Origin of the sequence: Flammeovirga sp. MY04 (assembly GCF_001682195.2) — a bacterium.
In the GTDB taxonomy this organism is placed as follows: domain Bacteria; phylum Bacteroidota; class Bacteroidia; order Cytophagales; family Flammeovirgaceae; genus Flammeovirga; species Flammeovirga yaeyamensis.
In genome coordinates, this window is record NZ_CP003560.2 from 3,361,944 (window position 1) to 3,380,395 (window position 18,452).

An 18,452-nucleotide genomic window follows, 5' to 3' on the forward strand; every position below is an offset into this window, starting at 1 on the left:
TATCCGCTATACTTCTCCTTACCTTTTTAAATGAAGGTAAGGAGATTTACTATTTTACTTCAACCTTCACTTAATTCTTTCAAAGAATGAAGTATTATCTACGATTTTTTATATGTGCTGTTGTTGCCGTAATTGTGGTGGCGTGTGCACCTACTTTTTACGAAAAAACCTACGAATTTAACAAAGCACTTGCAGAAGGTAATTTCGAATCTGCATCGATTATGATGCAACAGAGCGAGAAAAAAATGAGCTCTGGAAGATTGGAATTTCTTTATTATGTGAATGCCGGTATGGTGGCATCCTTAATGAATGACTTCGAAAAAAGTAACAAAGACTTTCAAAAAGCTGATATTTTTATTGAGGATCACAAGAAAAATGTATTCGAAGAAGGTGGTGCTTTATTACTAAACCCTAATTTAACTACTTACCCGGGGGAGGACCATGAAAAATTGATGGTTAACTACTTTAAAGCATTGAATTACCTGGAAATGAGACAATATAACGAAGCACTTGTAGAGTGTAAGCGTATGAATATTCGTCTCAACCAACTTAGTGATAAATACAAATCAGATAAGAAATACAAGAGAGATGCCTTCATTAATGTAATGATGGGTATTGTCTATGAAGCTTTTAATGATCCAAACAATGCATTTATTGCCTATAGAAATGCTTTAGACATTTATCAAAACGATTATGCTAGGCTTTTCAAGATGCCTGTTCCAGCTCAGTTAAAATATGATTTAATTCGTACAGCAAGAAAAACTGGACTTCACAACGAAGCCGACAAATATGCTGCTGAATTTGGAATGGATTTTCAAGAAGACGATAGTTATGCTCATTTGACTTTACTTTGGAACAATGGTATGTCTCCTGTAAAAGCGGAATGGGGTGTTAACTTTGCCATAGTACAAGGACGAAATGGTTACGTTACTTTTGTGAACAAAGAATTGGGACTAAGTTTTCCTTTTTACTGTGGTAACGATAAGCCAACTGTCTCATGGATTAAAGCAGTTTTCCCGAAATATGTAGAACGTAAAAACTTTTACAAAAATGCTCGTTTAGTAGGTGCAGATAATATCGCTTATAAATTCTCTCACGCACAAGATATCAACGCCATTTCATTTAAAGTATTAGAAGAAAGAATGTTGGTAGAATTTTCTAAGACACTTTTAAGAGTAGCAATGAAACAAAGTATCGCTGCTAAGGTATCTCAAGAAAATGAAGGATGGGGTGCTGCACTTAGTATACTAGGTTCTGCTACCGAGTCTGCTGATACTCGTTCTTGGCAATCGATGCCTAGAGATATCTCTTATACAAGAATTCCTCTTAAGGAAGGACAAACATCTGTAGATATTATCCTTACAAATGATAAAGGTGTGGAAGAAACGAAAACAATTCCTTTACCTCAGTTTGCTAAAGGTGAAAATGTAGTGCTTCCTTTTTACAGTTTAGCCTCTTACTCTGCACAACAATATTAATCTTTAATCAAAGAAAATATGCAAAGGCCGTTTCATGAGTTATGAAACGGCCTTTTATATGTATTAGAATTTATAGATCTCTTACACAAATGATTTTAGAGATATATTTTGTCAACATCAGATTTATTTACAGTTTTGTGGAAACCTGATTCCATTTGTTATTAGGTAAATATTACAATCAGCATACAGATGAACATTACAGCCTACCAAAGCTTTTTTATATATTTTGGATACATTATTATCCTTTTTATCATTTCCTACTTTACCAATAAAGCACATTCAAACACCACTTTTTTTAATGGTAATAAAAAATCTCCTTGGTACGCTGTGGCTTATGGAATGATAGGCACTACGTTATCTGGTGTAACGTTTATATCTCTTCCTGGCATAGTAAAAGTTGCAGGGTTTTCGTATTTACAAATGTGCTTCGGTTACATTTTAGGCTATATAGCCATTGCCTACATTTTAATGCCTATTTATTACAACTATCAACTGATTTCTATTTACGGATATTTAGAGCATCGTTTCAATAATGTAGCTTATAAAACGGGATCTTCATTCTTTTTGATATCAAGAAGTCTACAAGCTGCAGGAAAACTATTCTTGATGGCCACTGTACTTCAAACATTCATTTTTGATCCTCTTCAACTTCCCTTTACCGTTAATGCTGCCTTTTTATTATTGATTATCAGTTTATATACCATTAAAGGAGGAATTAAAACTGTGGTTTGGACCGATACGCTTCAAACAACATTTATGATTTTAGCAGGTGTTTTCACTTTGGTGCTGATATCAAATTCATTGGACATGTCTTTATTTTCATTATGGGATAAAGTCGTTGATGAAGGAACTTACACCAAAGTATTTAACTGGGAAATCAATAGTCCTGGCTACTTTTGGAAACAATTTATCTCAGGGGCATTTATTGTGATTGTAATGACGGGGTTGGATCAAGACATGATGCAAAAGAACTTAACGATTAATACCCTCAAAAAAGCACAACTTAATATGGTTTCATTTAGTGTGATCTTATTCTTCACTATTTCCTTATTTTTAGTTATTGGTGCTTTTCTTTATACTTATGCAATAGAAATAGGTATGGAAATCCCTACTAAATCAGATCAACTTTATCCTATTATTGCTCAACAAAAGTTAGGTTTAATCGGTGCATGTATCTTCTTATTGGGTGTTATTGCAGCAGCATTCTCTAGTGCAGACTCGGCCATTACTTCTTTAACAACCGCTTTTTGTATTGACTTTTTAGGGTTTGATAGCGAGAGTCTAAAAAGCCAAAAAGCGGAAAATACAAAAAGAGGAGTTCATTTAGGTTTTGCTCTTGTATTATTTTTATTGGTGCTCTATTTCGAATCAGTAAACGATACCAATGCTTTAGATACTATATTAAAGTTAGCTACCTACACTTATGGCCCATTGTTGGGATTGTTTGCCTTTGGCATATTCATGAAAAAAGAGTTCCAACCTAGGTTTATTCCATTAATTTGTATCCTATCTCCCTTAGTTTGTTATTTTTTACAAACAAATTCTGAAAATTGGTTGAATGGGTACAAATTTGGATATGAATTATTGCTACTAAATGGATCCTTTACTTTTATAGGGCTGCTAATTAGTAGTTTACCAATAAAAAAATCATGATTTTTTATTGGGTTTAATTTAGTGTAGTACTTAATAATAAACATTAGACAAGCTATGAAATCATTTTATTTCATGATGATTAGCGTTGTCATTGGGCTAACAACCACTTATAACTTTCTTGATTTGCATCATGATATCAAAAGTTTTTCAAAAATGATAAACTTAGAATCAAATGCTCCCAAAGAATCCATACGGGTCTCTGGTATCAACATGAATCTTTCTCAACCTATTCATGGAAAGTTAGGTGACTTTGACAACTTGTTCATCAAAATCTCGAGTACAAATTCTATATCTCTGCTAGATGTTGAGTATAATGATTTTGTGGTGCATGCCGCCGACGAAACAGAATCTAACAGAAATATGAATTTAGTAGGATTGACTTTCCCATTAAGTCATCAGAAAGCAACGATTCTAAACCTAAGGAAATTTATTAATCATTCAATCAAAGAAAAAGGAGACCACATTATCAAAATCAGATTAAGTAATCAAGAAGATGTTTCGAATACCAAAATCACAGAAAAGTATTTAAAAATATCTTTGAATTAATTCAAATTACCCTTTATCTCTCCCTATTTTTTCTTAATGATTCACCCATTTCCCTTAATATTTTCAAGGAGTTCAATTCTCCAAAATTAGGTAATTGTAGAGTATAGAATTTTACAGTTTGATCCATTATTTCCCTTCTTTTTGATAATGGAATAACCACATCATGCTTGTAAGGTAATTCAATAAGTTGATCTATATATTTTATCAACCCCGAGTCCATATACCCTAAAGATTGTGTTTCACTTAATAAAAGAGAGGCAGAAGTAATGTCAATTCCTAAATGATGACTCAAACGGAACATAAACTGTAAGGTGAAAGAATTCCAATTATGCTTTAATTCGTCTAAGGAAATAAGGCTATCTTCTAAAAATTGATACAACTCGGGATTACCAATTTCATCTGCTCTAAGTGTTTTCTCCAACAGTTCAGAAAGGAAAGTAAGAATCATTGACTTTTGCGGATTAGTCCTTAAAGACATTAGCATTTTACTTATTCTAGCCTCCTTGACCATCATTAAAGTTGAAGTACCTTTTTCGTATACCTGTAAGTCCAATATATTCAACGGAAGATAGAAAGATGCCTTATTGTTTTTCTTACTGAATGCTCCTTTTATGATATAATCTCTTCGACCGAATTTCTCCGTATAGACATGGGCTATCAGAGAAGAATCTCGATAACGCATATTACTTAATACTATTCCTTTGGTCGATTCAATCATATTTAAACTACTTTACTAATAAGTTCACTACAATATCTTAAATTTGTAGTTGAATTCTATCCTATTTTTAAAATATGATCCCTCAGGAAACCGTTGAAGAAATAAAAAGAACCCTCGACATTGTTGAAGTTGTAGAGGATTTTGTCCCTTTAAAGAAAAAAGGCAAGTCTTGGATTGGACTGTGCCCTTTCCATGTGGACAATACTCCCTCGATGTATGTTACACCGAGTATGAACTTGTACAAATGTTTTTCTTGTGGTGCTTCTGGAGATGCGATCAAATTTGTACAGGAGAAAGAAGGAAAATCTTATGTTGAAGCGTTAAAGTACCTAGCGGCTAAATACGGTATCAAGATCGTTGAGAAAAAACGATCGCCTGAAGAGGAAGAAAAACACAAAAGAAGAGAAAGTATTTTCTTAACCATGAATTTCGCTAAAGATTACTTTATGCGTATCATGCAAACTTCTGATGAAGGAAAATCTTTAGGTCTTGGTTATTTTAAAAATAGAGGATTCAACGGGGACACTATCAATAAGTTTGAGTTAGGCTACAGTTTAGACTCTTGGGATTCTTTGGAAAAGGAAGCTACTGGAAAAGGGTATACTGTAGAATCATTAAACTTAGCCGGACTTCAATCAGAAAATGACAAAGGAAGAAAATACGATAGATTTAGAGGTCGTGTGATGTTCCCTATTCATGATTTATCTGGACGTGTTATCGCCTTTGGTGCTAGAACGTTAAAGAAAGATGGTAAACCGAAATACCTTAACTCTCCAGAAACAGAAATTTATCATAAGAGTGATGCTTTATATGGTATTTTTCATTCGAAAGATGCGTTAAGGGTAAAGGACAGATGTTACTTAGTAGAAGGCTATACTGATGTCATCTCTTTACATCAAGCTGGAATAGAAAACGTTGTGGCCTCTTCTGGTACTGCTTTGACAGAGGGGCAAATCAAACAAATAAAAAGATTTACCAATAATGTTACCTCACTATTTGATGGTGATGCAGCTGGATTAAAAGCAGCCATTCGTGGTGTGGATATGCTATTGGAACAAGGGTTAAACGTGAGAGTCGTTCGACTACCCGACGGTGAAGACCCTGATAGCTTATGTGCTTCTTTAGGTGGAGAAAAGTTTTCTGAGTTCTTAAAACAAGAAGAAACTGATTTTATTCTTTTTGCAGCTCGTTTGTATAACGATGAAGCGAAAAATGATCCTATTAAGAAAGGAGAAAAAATCAGGGAGGTATTAATGAGTATTGTCAAAATACCTGATACCATTCAACAAGAAATTTTCCTTAAAGAATGTGCTGAAGTATTTGAAATTTCCGTAGAAGGACTTGCTAAAAACCTTCAGGAAATAAAACAAAAAGAGATTGAGCAAGCAGAAAGGAGAAAAAATCAGCAAAGAAGACCTTATGAGAATCCATATGGAGGATCGAGAGGTACTTCTAATACTCCTTCACCATTACCTCCATCAACTCCTCCACCATCAATGCCACCAATGGGCTTTGATGATTTCCCCGCCAATACACCTCCTCCACCTCCAATGGACGATATTCCACTTCCGCCTCCTATGGAGTTTGATGGATTCAGTAGTGGAGGAGAAATGCCGCCACCACCTCCACCTATGGATGAGATGCCGCCTATGCCTTTAGACATAGAACCTACAGCTCCTCCTATTTTACCTCCTTTGGGTGCTGAAGAAGTTAAAAAACCTGCTTTTGAACGTCCAAAAGGACCAAGTAGATTAAAAAGGTTAGGCATTCATGAAGAAGAATACATTCGTATCCTAATGCTTTATGGTGATCAATACATCAATGAAGAAGTTGGCTATATTTATCAATATCTTTTTGATGAATTGGGAGATATGATGTTAGAGGATCTTTTCTGCCAACAAATTCTTGTGGATTATAAAAATGAAACTGCTATGGGAGAAATTCCATCCATTCATTACTTCAAAGAAAAATATAGTGAGGAAAAAGACAGGAAGCGTATCCTAAATATTATTGGAGAAGATACGCACGAACCTTCTGCTGAATGGACGACTCGTCATAAAATTAATATCCCAAAGAAAGATGAGAACGTAGGTAAATTAGCTTACAATTCGTTGCTTTATTATAAAATTGCTTACCTAACTGACCTTATCAACCAATGTCAGGATGGCTTAGTAGTAGCAGAGCAAAATAATAATGAGGAGAAAATGATGGAAGCTTTGGAGCTGATGACATTATTAGCTCAACAAAGAAAGGAAATAGCAGATCAGTTAGGTATTACAATTAAATTATAATAATGTAAACTTTTAAATTGCATCTCCGTTAAAGTATTTGTTAATAGTCAAAGTTTCTGTAACTAATGATGCAGATGTATTTATTTTAGAATACATATTTGTCATCATATATAGCTTTCAATTTTATAATTATTATCGGTGATCTTTCTTAAAGACCTGATATTATTAAATATCAAGGAGTTCTATTGACATTATTTTAATAACTTTTATTTCCATAGTAATCTTATAGAGTATATCTTTGTGCCTTGTCAAAGAGTAGTATACTCTAATAAAAATGGACATCATTAATTATACATAGATCTAATGAGTAATTATCAACTTTCACATTTGGATGAGTTGGAAGCTGAAGCGATTTACGTTTTGCGTGAAGTTTTTGCTCAGTTCCAAAATCCAGCACTATTATTCTCAGGTGGTAAAGATTCGATTACGGTAGCTCATTTGGCGAAGAAAGCCTTCTACCCTGCCAAAATACCATTCACTTTTTTACATGTTGACACAGGTCACAACTTCCCTGAAACAATTGCTTTCAGAGATAACCTTGTGAAAGACCTAGGAGTAAGACTGGCAGTTGGTTCTGTCCAAGAATCAATTGATGAAGGTCGAGTTTTAGAAGAAACTGGTGCGAATGCTAGTAGAAATAAACTTCAAATTACTACTCTATTAGATACTATTGAAGATGAAAACTTTGATGTAGCTATCGGTGGTGGCCGTCGTGACGAAGAAAAAGCGAGAGCAAAAGAGCGTTTCTTCTCTCACAGAGACGAATTTGGACAATGGGATCCAAAACGTCAGCGTCCTGAATTATGGAACTTATTTAACGGAAAATACAGTCAGGGAGAACACTTCAGAGCGTTCCCAATTTCTAACTGGACTGAATTTGATGTTTGGCAATATATCATGAGAGAGAATATCGAAATTCCTTCTTTATACTTGGCTCATGAGCGTGATGTAATTTGGAGAGATAACACTTGGTTACCTGTTTCTGAGTACACTCAGTTGCGTGAAGGTGAAAAAATCGAGAAAAAGAAAATCCGTTTTAGAACACTTGGTGATATTACAATTACTGGTGGTATCGAATCTGATGCTGACACTATTGAAAAAGTAGTTGAGGAAGTATCAGCAATGCGTCAAACAGAAAGAGGTAACAGATCAGACGATAAGCGTTCTGAAACTTCTATGGAAGATCGTAAGAAAGAGGGTTATTTCTAGAACTAAAAAATTATCATCAACGTGGAAATTTTAAGATTTACAACAGCAGGTTCTGTCGATGACGGTAAAAGTACATTGATCGGACGTTTATTATATGATTCGAAGTCGATTTTCGAAGATCAATTAGATCAAGTATCAGAAACTTCGAAAAGAAAAGGTTTAGAGCATGTCGACCTTTCTTTATTAACTGATGGTTTAAGAGCTGAGCGTGAGCAAGGTATTACTATTGATGTAGCTTACAGATACTTTGCTACTCCAAGACGTAAGTTTATCATTGCGGATACTCCAGGTCACATTCAGTACACAAGAAACATGGTAACGGGTGCTTCTACTGCTAACCTTGCATTGATCTTGATCGATGCTCGTAAAGGTTTGGTAGAACAAACACACCGTCACGCAATCATTGCTTCGTTACTTCAAATCCCTCACATGATTGTTTGTGTGAACAAAATGGATTTGGTTGACTACGATGAGGAAGTATTCGAAAAAATTCAAGCTGAATTTAAAGAGTTTGCTGCTAAATTGAATTTGAAAGACATTCGTTTCGTTCCTATCTCAGCATTAAAAGGTGATAACGTAGTGAACCGTTCTGAGGAAACTCCTTGGTACGACGGTGAAACGCTATTACACACATTAGAGACAATTTATATCTCTAGTGATAACAACTACATCGATCCTCGTTTTGCTGTACAAACTATTATTCGTCCTCACTCTGATGCATTCCATGATTTCCGTGGTTATGCTGGTAGAGTATCTTCTGGTGTATTCAGAAAAGGTGATGATATCGTCGCTTTACCTTCAGGATTCACATCAAAAGTAAAAGAGATATACCTAGGTGATAAAGAAGTTGAAGAGGCTTACCCTCCTCAGTCGGTAACGATCACTTTGGAAGATGATATCGATATTTCAAGAGGTGATATGTTGGTAAGACCAAACAACAAGCCTCAACAAACACAAGACTTAGATGTAATGCTTTGCTGGATGGACGATCAGCCACCAAGACCTAGAGCTAAATACATCATCATGCACACGACTAATGAAGCAAGATGTATGATTAAAGATATTCAGTACAAGATGAATATCAATACATTAAGCAGAATTGAGGGTGATAAATCATTGGAGATGAATGATATCGCTAGAGTTAAAATTAGAACGACTAAGCCTATCATGAGTGATCCTTACAAATCGAACAGAGTTACAGGATCTATTATTCTTGTGGATGAAGCAACACATCAAACTGTTGCAGCAGGTATGATCAGAAGAGAGAAGTAATTCTCATCTAGATAAATAGTAAAGAACACCTAAGGTTACTTAGGTGTTTTTTTGTACCCTTATAATTATACTATTCTATGATTTCGTACTATAAAAAAATACAATTATTGAGTAAATTTGTAATAAGTTAAATCTAAGAAAATTGCTATCTATCTGAGTTTTTAAAATTGAAACTCAACCTTTTACATTTATTAACGTATTTAATAAGTAACTGCTCTTCTCATTAAATAATACCTTTTATGAATTGTTTAAAAACAACTATCATTGTTCCAATAATTGATTCTTTACCTGAATACCTATCCTTATTTCTCGATCAGCTTTCCCATCAAAAACATATAGATGCATTACTATTATGCAACTTCAATTTAAATATTGAAACACCTAAAAACACAAAGCTCATCTTTGCAGATGTAAATAACCTACAAGATTTAGTACAATATTTAGGGTCTCAAAAAGCAGATTATTTATTACAATATGATTTTTGGACTATAGGAAGTATTCAACATTTATATGGACAAGTTCATTTATTCTTAAATCAATTAGAAAAAGAGGATACTGAAATGATTATTCTAAATGAGAATAATGAGAACCTTATATTTTTTAAATCAAATGAAAAGGTGATAAATGAGGTTTTACTTAATCAGAATACAAAATCATTGAATAAAGTAGAAGCTGATATTATTAATAATAACTTCCGTAAAACATTTTACTTCAATCAAGGACAAATTATCGATTACTACAATCGTATGAGTTATCCGTTTATCAACATAGAACAATTATTAAAACATCGAATTGTTAAAAACTATGACAGCGATTGGCGTAAAATTCCTTCTATTTTCTATTTAGATACTACAGGCTTTTACAGTGAATCAGAATTTAGACAATACTCTCAAGTAAGGTTTCAGAAAGAGGTAAGAGCTTTTGGAGTAAAATGTAAAGAGTATTTTTTAGGCTTATTTCAATCCAACAACAAAGAAATTGCTTAATCATTTCCTCTAATCTTCCCTTGGCAAGTTATTTGATCTAAAAGAGTTAATTTTTATAAAAATTAGCCTTTCATTAAAGGATCAAAAACTTACAAGATGAATCATTTTTTTAATTCAGTAATTCGTCTGTTGTGCATTTTATTTTTTGTCGCTCCTATTCACAATATATTCGCACAATCAGCCACTGTACCTTATGACCCTGAATATTATCATTTAATCGATCGTTACGAGATCAAACAAAAGAATTTTGGGAATATCTTCACAAACATAAAACCTTATGGCAGACAAGATATTGCAAAGTTCATAGAATATTTCGATTCAACCTATACAGGTAATTTATCTGAAGCTGATAAATACGAGCTTTCCTATTTAGCACTTGACAATTGGCAATATATGAGTGATTCTACAATCGCTCAGGTGAAAAAGCCTTTCTTGAAATATATTTACAGAAGTAAAATTGACTTTGCCAATGTAAACGAAAAAGACTTTGAGGTACATGTGAATCCTTTAGTCTTATTCAGTGCAGGTGATGATAACTTGAATACCTCAAGACCTTTTGTAAACCAAAGAGGTGCTGTAGTCTATGGATCAATTGCTGGAAAAGTAGGCTTTTATATGCAAGCAAGTGATAACCAAGAGCGATTGCCTTTCTACGCACAACAGTATTCCCAAACCCATAATAATACGATGCCTGGTCAGCAATGGTATAAAAACAATGGGGACGGTACATATGATTTTTTTAATGCACAAGGATACATCAATTTCCAATTATTAGATAAATACATTCAAGCAGAATTTGGTAGAGGTAGAAACTTCATCGGTAACGGCTACCGTTCGATGTTCTTATCGACTCATGCCAATGATTATACTTATTTGAAGCTAAATACTAGAGTTTGGCATTTAGAATACACCAATATTTTTGCCCAAATGAATGCAAGCAATGTGGCAGATATGCCGTTTACTGCTTTGCCAAAGAAATACATGGCGATGCATCATTTAGGTTGGAACATCACTAAAAACTTAAATATAGGTTTATTCGAGCAGGTGATGTTTAGTAGACATGATTCTTTAGGGAATAATCAGTTTGATATCTCTTACATGAATCCAATCATTTTCTACAGAGCTTTAGAACATGGTTTAGGTGATGCCGACAACGTACAAATCGGTTTTGATGCTAAATATAACATTTGGAATAAAGTACAGCTTTACGGACAAATTATGGTAGATGACTTAAGTGTAGTTAATCTTGGAAAAGGTTATTATGGTAACAAATTCGCCTATCAGTTAGGGGCTAAATATATTGATGCATTCGGTTTGAGTAACCTCGACTTGCAAGGAGAAATGAATGTTGTCGATCCTTACACCTATTCCCATAAGGAAACCACAGGAGCAAAAAGTAATCTATACGGCAATCAAGCACACTATTATCAAGAGTTAGCACACCCGAATGGTGCCAACTTTTATGAGTTAATTGGTATAATTCGCTACCGTCCCCATTTCTTACCTAGATTATCAACAGTAATTAAAGGTATTTATAGAGAACAAGGATTTAATACTTACGATGAAAATGGAAATATCCTAGTCAACTACGGTCATGATATTTTTGTGAACTACAATACAGCTCCAGGATCTCCAGATTCTTTCGATAATAAGTTATTACAAGGAGACAAAGTAACCACAATGTATATTGATGCTGTTTTAACTTACTCTCCTTTCCATAATATCTTTGTGGATTTACGTGCCACTTATAGAAAATTAAGCAGTGATGATAATGCCACATATAATCAATCGGAAAATTATATTGGTGCTGCATTAAGATGGAACATTGGTCAAAGACTTTATGACTTCTAAAAATTAGACCTCTTAAGTTATTCAAAGTAGAGAAATCCGTTTCTCTACTTTTTTTATGCTCAAAAATTAATTTACGTAACATTAAATTCACATTAGAGATGGTAATATATCTATAATTAAGATAATTTTGATAATATATCTTACGCATGTACCTTATATATTAACTCAATGTTAACTCAGTATGAATAATATTCGTATATTAGAAATGTAAAGAATACGATTTTATTCATTCATGAAATTTGCTATCACCATATTATCCCTTATCATTTTACTTTCCTTTGTGGGAAAACAGGATACATATGGGCAAAATAATACTATCGTATTGGCTAAAAATCAATCTTCTTCTATGCTAGAATATTATGCATTGAATCAGATTGAAACTGCATGGCAACAAGATCACTTTAATATATACTTCTCTCCTACCGATAACATCAAAGCCTCTGAATTTGTCACTATGAAAAAAGAGGTAGAAGATTGGGTCAACTACTGGCAAAATCAAAAAGAGAAAAACAATAAGTCTATTGTTAAGAAGATCTTTAACAAAACAAGAAACAAATTCCTAAAGAACTACGCAGAATGCAGTAGTTTTTCTAACATGCTAAAGACGGGAACTTATGATTGTTTGACTGCTACTCTATTGTATGCTCACATTTTTAATGAAATGGGCTATGATTTTACAATAAAGCAGTTAAACAGTCATGTTTACATCCTATTAAACGATGAACATTTAGGTTTAACATTAATCGAATCGACGGATGTTTATGGGTATGTAAACAATGGAGACGATATTAAAGCAAGGGAAGAAAAATATCAAACACGCTTGGAAACTTCGTTACTTTATCAAGAATACGGAATGAATTTAAGCGAAAATTTAAGCATTAAAGATTTAGCTGGGTTACAATATTACAACCAAGCTGTAAATGCTTATAGAACACAAGATTTAGATCAAGCTCAATTATCCTTATACAAAGCATCATTAGTCACCGATTCACCAAGAATCATATACTTAAGATCTTATTTAGAAGAAGAAGGATTAGTTGAAGATTGGACGAAATAACCGTTATCAAGTAACATATAATAGAAAAGGCGTTGAACTTTATAAGTCAACGCCTTTATTGTTTTTATATCAAATAGAAATTAAACTACCTTGATTAAGCAGTAGTTTTTCTTTCCTTTCTGAGCCAAGATGTATTTGTCTTGCAACAATTCTAAATCTTTAGGCAACTCACTACCTTGCAATTTCGCTTTGTTGATAGAAATACCGCCACCTTTAATCATTCTTTTAGCTTCACCTTTAGAAGCGAACAATTGATTTTGAGTACCTGCTGATAATAAATCAGCGATCTCAGCCATTCCTTCTAAATCAGCTTTAGTGATTTCCGATTGCATTACGCCTTCGAATACTTGAAGAAGCGTTCTTTCGTTCAACGACTTCAATTGCTCGGTTACATTCTTACCAAAAAGAATATTTGATGCCGCAATAGCAGTATCCAATTCTTCCTGACCATGTACTGCACGAGTTACTTCTTCTGCCAAACGCTTCTGAAGAATACGCGTATGAGGTGCCTCATCGTGCTCCGCAATTAACTGATCGATTTCTTCTTTCTCGATAAACGTAAAGATTTTGATGTATTTTTTCGCATCTTCATCTCCAACATTTAACCAGAATTGGTAGAATTGGTAAGGTGAAGTTTTCTCTGCGTCTAACCAAACAGCACCGCTTTCAGTTTTACCGAATTTTGTTCCGTCTGCTTTTGTAATCAATGGACAAGTAGCGGCAAATGCTGTTCCTTGTGCCTTACGACGAATCAATTCAGTACCTGTTACGATGTTACCCCATTGGTCTGAACCTCCAAATTGTAAACGACAGTTTTTCTCTTTGTACAGATGATAAAAATCCCATCCTTGTAACAATTGATAAGTAAACTCTGTGAATGAGATACCCGAACCTGCAGCTAAACGCTTTTTTACAGATTCTTTACCCATCATATAATTTACTGTCAAGTGCTTACCTGCTTCTCTAGCGAAATCGATAAAACTGAAATCTTTGAACCAATCGTAGTTGTTCAAAATCTCCGCTGAATTATCTCCGCAATCGAAGTCCAAGAATTTCTCCAATTGTGCCTTCATTCCTGCGATGTTCTTTTGGATAGTATCGTCATCCAAAAGTTGTCTTTCCGCATCTTTGAAAGAAGGGTCACCAATCATACCTGTTGCACCACCTACAATTGCTAACGGCTTATGACCCGCTTTTTGTAAATGTCTAAGCAACATTACAGATACCATATGACCAATGTGAAGAGAGTCTGCTGTCGGATCAAAACCAACATAAGCAGTCGTCATCTCTTTGTTTAATTGATCTTCGGTACCTGGCATGATATCGTGCAGCATGCCACGCCACTGCAATTCTTCAATAAGATTTGTTTTTATATCTGCCATTTTCCTGTTGTTTCAAAATTTGAACTCGCAATTTACGAACCTGCGCTAGATATTATATATTTTCTTTGAATAGATTATTTAAAGATGCTTAAGATTTTGTCTTTAATCGTTGTCCGACCTTCAAATTGTTACTTTTTAGGCCATTTAGTTGCTTTAACTCTCCAACAGAAAGACCTAACTTCTGAGAAATACTCCATAAAGTATCTCCACTCTTCACAGTATAATAAGAAGTTGTATTACTTTTTGATGATTTCTTCTGCTCATTAAGCACACTACTCGGCGATGGAGGAATCGTTAATGTCTGTCCTGCCTGAATAGTAGAAGTTTTCATATTATTCACCTTCTTGATATCGTTTACATACACTCTATACATCTTGGCAATCTCCACCAAGTTATCACCCGACTTCACTTTATGATACCTCGTTTTTGATGAAGGACCATAAGCGGTAGTTGTGGTATTCGATGTATTTGATGTTGTCTTAGTACTTTTCGAAGCACTTGAAGAAGTTACTTTATTAGAAGTATAAACCTTTATTTTTTGTCCTTTATAAATCGTCGAACCACTTATTCCATTCCATCTTCTCAAATTAGAAGCTGATGTATTGTATTGTTCAGCAATTCCACCAAGCGTTTCACCACTTCTAACGGTATGATACACTAAATTATCTTTAGAATTATTCGATGCAGCTGGAGTAGATTTTGATGCTGTACTTGTTGTCTGAGCTTCCGGAGCCTTATATTTTCCTTCCTTGATCAAAAGACGCTGACCTTTATAAATCGTTGTTCCTTTTATCTTGTTCAATCTCTTGATATCCGCAACATACACTCTATATTTTTTGGCAATCATTCCCAAAGTCTCTCCACTTCTTACCGTATGGTAAATACTTGCACCACTTGTTTTAGAAGATGAACTTGAAGTTGACTTCGTACTTTTCGATTTTGATGAGCTTGATGAAGAAACGGTCGACGGTCCTGGACTATACGCATTACCGTAAATCTTTAATTTCTGACCAGGATAAATGGTATTACTTCTAAGGTTATTCCATGCTTTCAAACTACTAATTGATACACGATTCTTTCTAGCAATTAACCCTAACGACTCTCCACTTCTTACATAATGATAATAATAGCCATCTCCAACATTAGCTCCATTACCAGTATATTTAATTTTTGAAAGAATTTCATCCTGATTCTCCAAGTAATAATTAAAACGTGCCTCAGGAATCTTAATTCTAAAGTTCTTCACATAGTTGGGAGCAAAACCGAATCTTAAAGAAGGGTTCAAAAGTGTTAGGTCTTCTCGACAAACCGATAATTCATCAGCTAGTAAGCCTAGATCAACTGACTGACTCACGAAAATATCTTCTGACGGAATTTCATATTTTGGTAAATCCTGTACCAAGTTATATTCATCAGCATACGTCAATACATAAGCCATTGCTACATATTGAGGTAAATACGATCTTGTCTCTCTTGGAAGCTTCTTATAAATATCCCAGAATTTTTTCTTTCCAGACCTTCTTTGTGCTTTTCTAATATTACCCGGACCACAATTGTATGCAGCGATTGCCAACTCCCAATCTCCATGATAATTATATAAGAACTTAAGGTAACGTGCCGCTGCTCTTGTCGCTTTTTCAGGATCCATTCTGTCATCAATCTGATAACTTTGTTTTAGACCATAGGCTCTACCCGTTCTTGGCATAAATTGCCAAAGACCTTTTGCTCCCACTCTAGAAAGTGCTACGGGCTTTAAAGCCGACTCAATAACTGCTAAATATTTTAATTCTGTAGGTACTCCTTCTTCCGCTAAAATTCGTTCGAACATTGGGAAATAAATGTTCTGACGCTCCATAATTCCCAAAGTGTAGTCTCTATTACGTACCGCAAAATAGTCGATAAACAAACGTACTCTTTCGTGATACTCTAATGGAATCACATTTTCCAATTCCTTCAGACGTTCCTTTACTAAACTATCCGTTACGTTTGGTACATAATCATATGTCTGATCGACCACATCCAAAAGAATTGCTGATGTGGTATCAAAATCTTCAAAATTCTCAAACCAAGGAGCATAAGGGGCCGCTTCTACAATCTCTAAAGTATCAGATGGTAAAAGATAACCTTCAGGTAAAGCAACGGTATAAATACTATCCTTCCATGTCATCATATCACCCTCATCTTGGGCAAATAAAGAAGACGTAGATACTATCACACATACGAAAATAAAAGGGGCGAATAACTTATTGAACTGCATTCTCGGTTAAATAATTAGGGAATTTAGACAGCTTTATGAGACAAGAACATCTACAGAAAATATGTTCTAAAAATGAATCGTTGCTTTCAAATCACAACGTTTCAACAAATATACTACGATTTAAGAATTTTGAGGGATGAATTGAAGATTTATGTCGTAGAATGAGGATGTTTTTTGTTAAAATAAAAAAGGTGTAAAACATCGATTAAGATAGCCTTTACACCTTTATTCATATTTTCGTCATAAAACTAAACTATAGTTTAGTTTAATTCAGACAAGTAATTAGAAAATGCCAACATCTTCTCTTCTTCAAATCTATTGGCCATAATCTGTAAACCGATTGTCAACCCATCTTTATCTTCTCCGTTAGGAATTGATATTGCCGGTAAACCTGCCAATGAAGCATGTACCGTATATAAATCACCTAAGTACAATTCCAATAGATTATTTTCGCCATACTCACCAATTTTAAATGATGGAGTGGATGTGGTGGGCATCAAAATGAAATCGTATTCCGATAATATCTTTTCTGTTGTTTCTTTAATCAACCTTCTTACTTTTTGTGCTTTTGAGAAATAAGCATCATAATAAGAAGCCGATAAAACGAAGGTTCCCAACATAATTCTACGCTTCACTTCATCACCAAAACCTTCTGATCTTGATTTCTTGTAAAGTGCTTCCAAATCTTTCGGCTGATCTGTTCTGTAACCATATCTTACCCCATCGAATCGTTCAAGGTTTGTGCTTGCTTCTGCAGTTGTAAGAATATAGTAGGTAGGTAATAGATAGTCTAAAAGAGGGAATTCGATACCTTCTACTGTATGACCTTCCGCTTTTAAAGCCTTGATCTTATTGAAAGTTTTCTCGCTGATATCTTTATTCAGGTGCTCACTTTCCACCGTCTCTTTGATATAAGCAATGCGTAATTTCTCCTTTGGTTTATCATTAACTGATGTCGAATAAGCAGGAACTGGTTGTTGGGAAACTGTAGCATCTTGCTCATCTTGACCTGCAATAATTTCCAATACTAGAGCAGCATCAGGTACATTATGGGAGATAATACCAATAGTATCAAAAGAAGAAGCGTATGCAATTAAACCCCATCTTGAGATTCTAGAATAGGTAGGTTTTAAACCAACTGTTCCTGTAAAAGCAGCAGGTTGTCTTACCGATCCACCTGTATCAGAACCTAAAGAAACTAAACAGTGGTTATCTGAAACCGCTACTGCTGATGCTCCCGAAGAGCCTCCCGGTACACGTGTTTCATCTATATTATTTTTTACTACGCCAAAAGCTGAATTTTCGTTAGAAGAACCCATAGCGAATTCATCACAGCTTTGTCGACCAATAATAATCGCGTCTTCATCAAGTAGTCTTTCTGTTGCGGTTGCAGAGAAAGGAGATACATATTTATCTAAAATCTTTGATGACGCTTGCAAGCCATGATCTTTATAGGCAATCACATCTTTCAAACCTACTACCATACCTGCTAAACGACCGGCAGTACCTGAAGCGATTTTTTCATCTACTTTCTTAGCCTGAGTGATAGCTTCATCAGCATATACCTCATTCCAAACATTTAGATGCTTCTTCTCCTCTATTCTTGCCAAATAATTTTCGACCAAAGCCACACAAGAAGTTTCTTTGTTCGCAATTGCCGCCTTTATTTCATCAAATGATTTGTACATATGCTCCGTATAATTAGAAATTAGGTGTGTGCGACTCGCACTGAAGTTTGTTTTCGCAATAACA

The 18,452-nt window shown here is 34.6% G+C and carries 13 protein-coding genes; 9 read left to right on the forward strand and 4 right to left on the reverse strand.

Going from position 1 to position 18,452, the window contains the following annotated elements; all coding sequences use genetic code 11:
* The first annotated feature begins 86 nt into the window (after window positions 1-86).
* The 3 genes from MY04_RS13430 to MY04_RS13440 all read left to right on the forward strand — a co-directional run bounded on the left by MY04_RS13430 (window position 87) and on the right by MY04_RS13440 (window position 3,677).
* Window positions 87-1,478 (forward strand): COG3014 family protein, encoded by a 1,392-nt coding sequence (locus tag MY04_RS13430; RefSeq protein WP_066210311.1) that lies wholly within the window; start codon window positions 87-89, stop codon window positions 1,476-1,478.
* A 189-nt stretch (window positions 1,479-1,667) separates the two neighbouring features.
* Window positions 1,668-3,131, forward strand: coding sequence for a sodium:solute symporter (locus tag MY04_RS13435; RefSeq protein ID WP_066210313.1), 1,464 nt, complete (start codon window positions 1,668-1,670; stop codon window positions 3,129-3,131).
* 54 nt (window positions 3,132-3,185) lie between these two features.
* Entirely contained in the window at window positions 3,186-3,677 is a 492-nt protein-coding gene (locus MY04_RS13440) for a hypothetical protein (RefSeq protein WP_169055534.1), read from the forward strand.
* A gap of 13 nt (window positions 3,678-3,690) precedes the next feature.
* Here the strand turns inward: MY04_RS13440 and recO are convergent, their stop codons facing one another.
* Window positions 3,691-4,395 (reverse strand): DNA repair protein RecO, encoded by a 705-nt coding sequence (gene recO / locus MY04_RS13445; protein WP_066210317.1) that lies wholly within the window; start codon window positions 4,393-4,395, stop codon window positions 3,691-3,693.
* A gap of 74 nt (window positions 4,396-4,469) precedes the next feature.
* Between recO and dnaG the strand changes: the two genes are divergently transcribed.
* The 6 genes from dnaG (at window position 4,470) to MY04_RS13475 (ending at window position 13,061) form a co-directional block, all read left to right on the forward strand.
* A complete protein-coding gene (dnaG, locus tag MY04_RS13450; protein WP_066210318.1) occupies window positions 4,470-6,686 on the forward strand; it encodes a DNA primase in 2,217 nt (738 codons plus the stop codon).
* A 303-nt stretch (window positions 6,687-6,989) separates the two neighbouring features.
* Complete coding sequence (cysD, locus tag MY04_RS13455) at window positions 6,990-7,895, forward strand: sulfate adenylyltransferase subunit CysD (RefSeq protein ID WP_066210320.1); 906 nt, start codon at window positions 6,990-6,992, stop codon at window positions 7,893-7,895.
* Between the two features lie 15 nt (window positions 7,896-7,910).
* The gene (gene cysN, locus MY04_RS13460) at window positions 7,911-9,167 is read left to right on the forward strand and encodes a sulfate adenylyltransferase subunit CysN (protein WP_394369904.1); all 1,257 of its coding nucleotides are present in this window, start codon (window positions 7,911-7,913) and stop codon (window positions 9,165-9,167) included.
* A gap of 239 nt (window positions 9,168-9,406) precedes the next feature.
* On the forward strand, window positions 9,407-10,153 hold the full coding sequence (locus MY04_RS13465) for a hypothetical protein (protein ID WP_066210322.1): 747 nt from the start codon (window positions 9,407-9,409) through the stop codon (window positions 10,151-10,153).
* A 96-nt stretch (window positions 10,154-10,249) separates the two neighbouring features.
* Window positions 10,250-12,004, forward strand: a complete 1,755-nt coding sequence (locus MY04_RS13470; RefSeq protein WP_066210323.1) for a hypothetical protein — start codon at window positions 10,250-10,252, stop codon at window positions 12,002-12,004.
* A 232-nt stretch (window positions 12,005-12,236) separates the two neighbouring features.
* On the forward strand, window positions 12,237-13,061 hold the full coding sequence (locus MY04_RS13475) for a hypothetical protein (protein WP_066210324.1): 825 nt from the start codon (window positions 12,237-12,239) through the stop codon (window positions 13,059-13,061).
* Between the two features lie 80 nt (window positions 13,062-13,141).
* On the opposite strand, the gene tyrS is transcribed toward MY04_RS13475, so the two are convergent.
* The 3 genes from tyrS to gatA form a co-directional block, all read right to left on the reverse strand.
* Window positions 13,142-14,443 (reverse strand): tyrosine--tRNA ligase, encoded by a 1,302-nt coding sequence (tyrS, locus tag MY04_RS13480; protein ID WP_066210327.1) that lies wholly within the window; start codon window positions 14,441-14,443, stop codon window positions 13,142-13,144.
* An 88-nt stretch (window positions 14,444-14,531) separates the two neighbouring features.
* Entirely contained in the window at window positions 14,532-16,700 is a 2,169-nt protein-coding gene (locus MY04_RS13485; protein WP_066210329.1) for a LysM peptidoglycan-binding domain-containing protein, read from the reverse strand.
* A gap of 260 nt (window positions 16,701-16,960) precedes the next feature.
* Window positions 16,961-18,388: an Asp-tRNA(Asn)/Glu-tRNA(Gln) amidotransferase subunit GatA gene (gene gatA / locus MY04_RS13490; RefSeq protein WP_066210330.1), complete on the reverse strand. Its 1,428-nt coding sequence runs from the start codon at window positions 18,386-18,388 to the stop codon at window positions 16,961-16,963.
* Window positions 18,389-18,452 lie beyond the last annotated feature (64 nt).

Excerpts from the sequence above, each read along its gene's own strand:
- MY04_RS13465 (WP_066210322.1), top strand. The coding sequence starts at position 9,407 with ATGAATTGTTTAAAAACAACTATCATTGTTCCAATAATTGATTCTTTA.
- dnaG (WP_066210318.1), top strand. The coding sequence starts at position 4,470 with ATGATCCCTCAGGAAACCGTTGAAGAAATAAAAAGAACCCTCGACATT.
- recO (WP_066210317.1), bottom strand. The coding sequence starts at position 4,395 with ATGATTGAATCGACCAAAGGAATAGTATTAAGTAATATGCGTTATCGA.
- tyrS (WP_066210327.1), bottom strand. The coding sequence starts at position 14,443 with ATGGCAGATATAAAAACAAATCTTATTGAAGAATTGCAGTGGCGTGGC.
- MY04_RS13430 (WP_066210311.1), top strand. The coding sequence starts at position 87 with ATGAAGTATTATCTACGATTTTTTATATGTGCTGTTGTTGCCGTAATT.
- MY04_RS13470 (WP_066210323.1), top strand. The coding sequence starts at position 10,250 with ATGAATCATTTTTTTAATTCAGTAATTCGTCTGTTGTGCATTTTATTT.
- MY04_RS13440 (WP_169055534.1), top strand. The coding sequence starts at position 3,186 with ATGAAATCATTTTATTTCATGATGATTAGCGTTGTCATTGGGCTAACA.
- gatA (WP_066210330.1), bottom strand. The coding sequence starts at position 18,388 with ATGTACAAATCATTTGATGAAATAAAGGCGGCAATTGCGAACAAAGAA.
- MY04_RS13435 (WP_066210313.1), top strand. The coding sequence starts at position 1,668 with ATGAACATTACAGCCTACCAAAGCTTTTTTATATATTTTGGATACATT.
- MY04_RS13475 (WP_066210324.1), top strand. The coding sequence starts at position 12,237 with ATGAAATTTGCTATCACCATATTATCCCTTATCATTTTACTTTCCTTT.
- MY04_RS13485 (WP_066210329.1), bottom strand. The coding sequence starts at position 16,700 with ATGCAGTTCAATAAGTTATTCGCCCCTTTTATTTTCGTATGTGTGATA.
- cysD (WP_066210320.1), top strand. The coding sequence starts at position 6,990 with ATGAGTAATTATCAACTTTCACATTTGGATGAGTTGGAAGCTGAAGCG.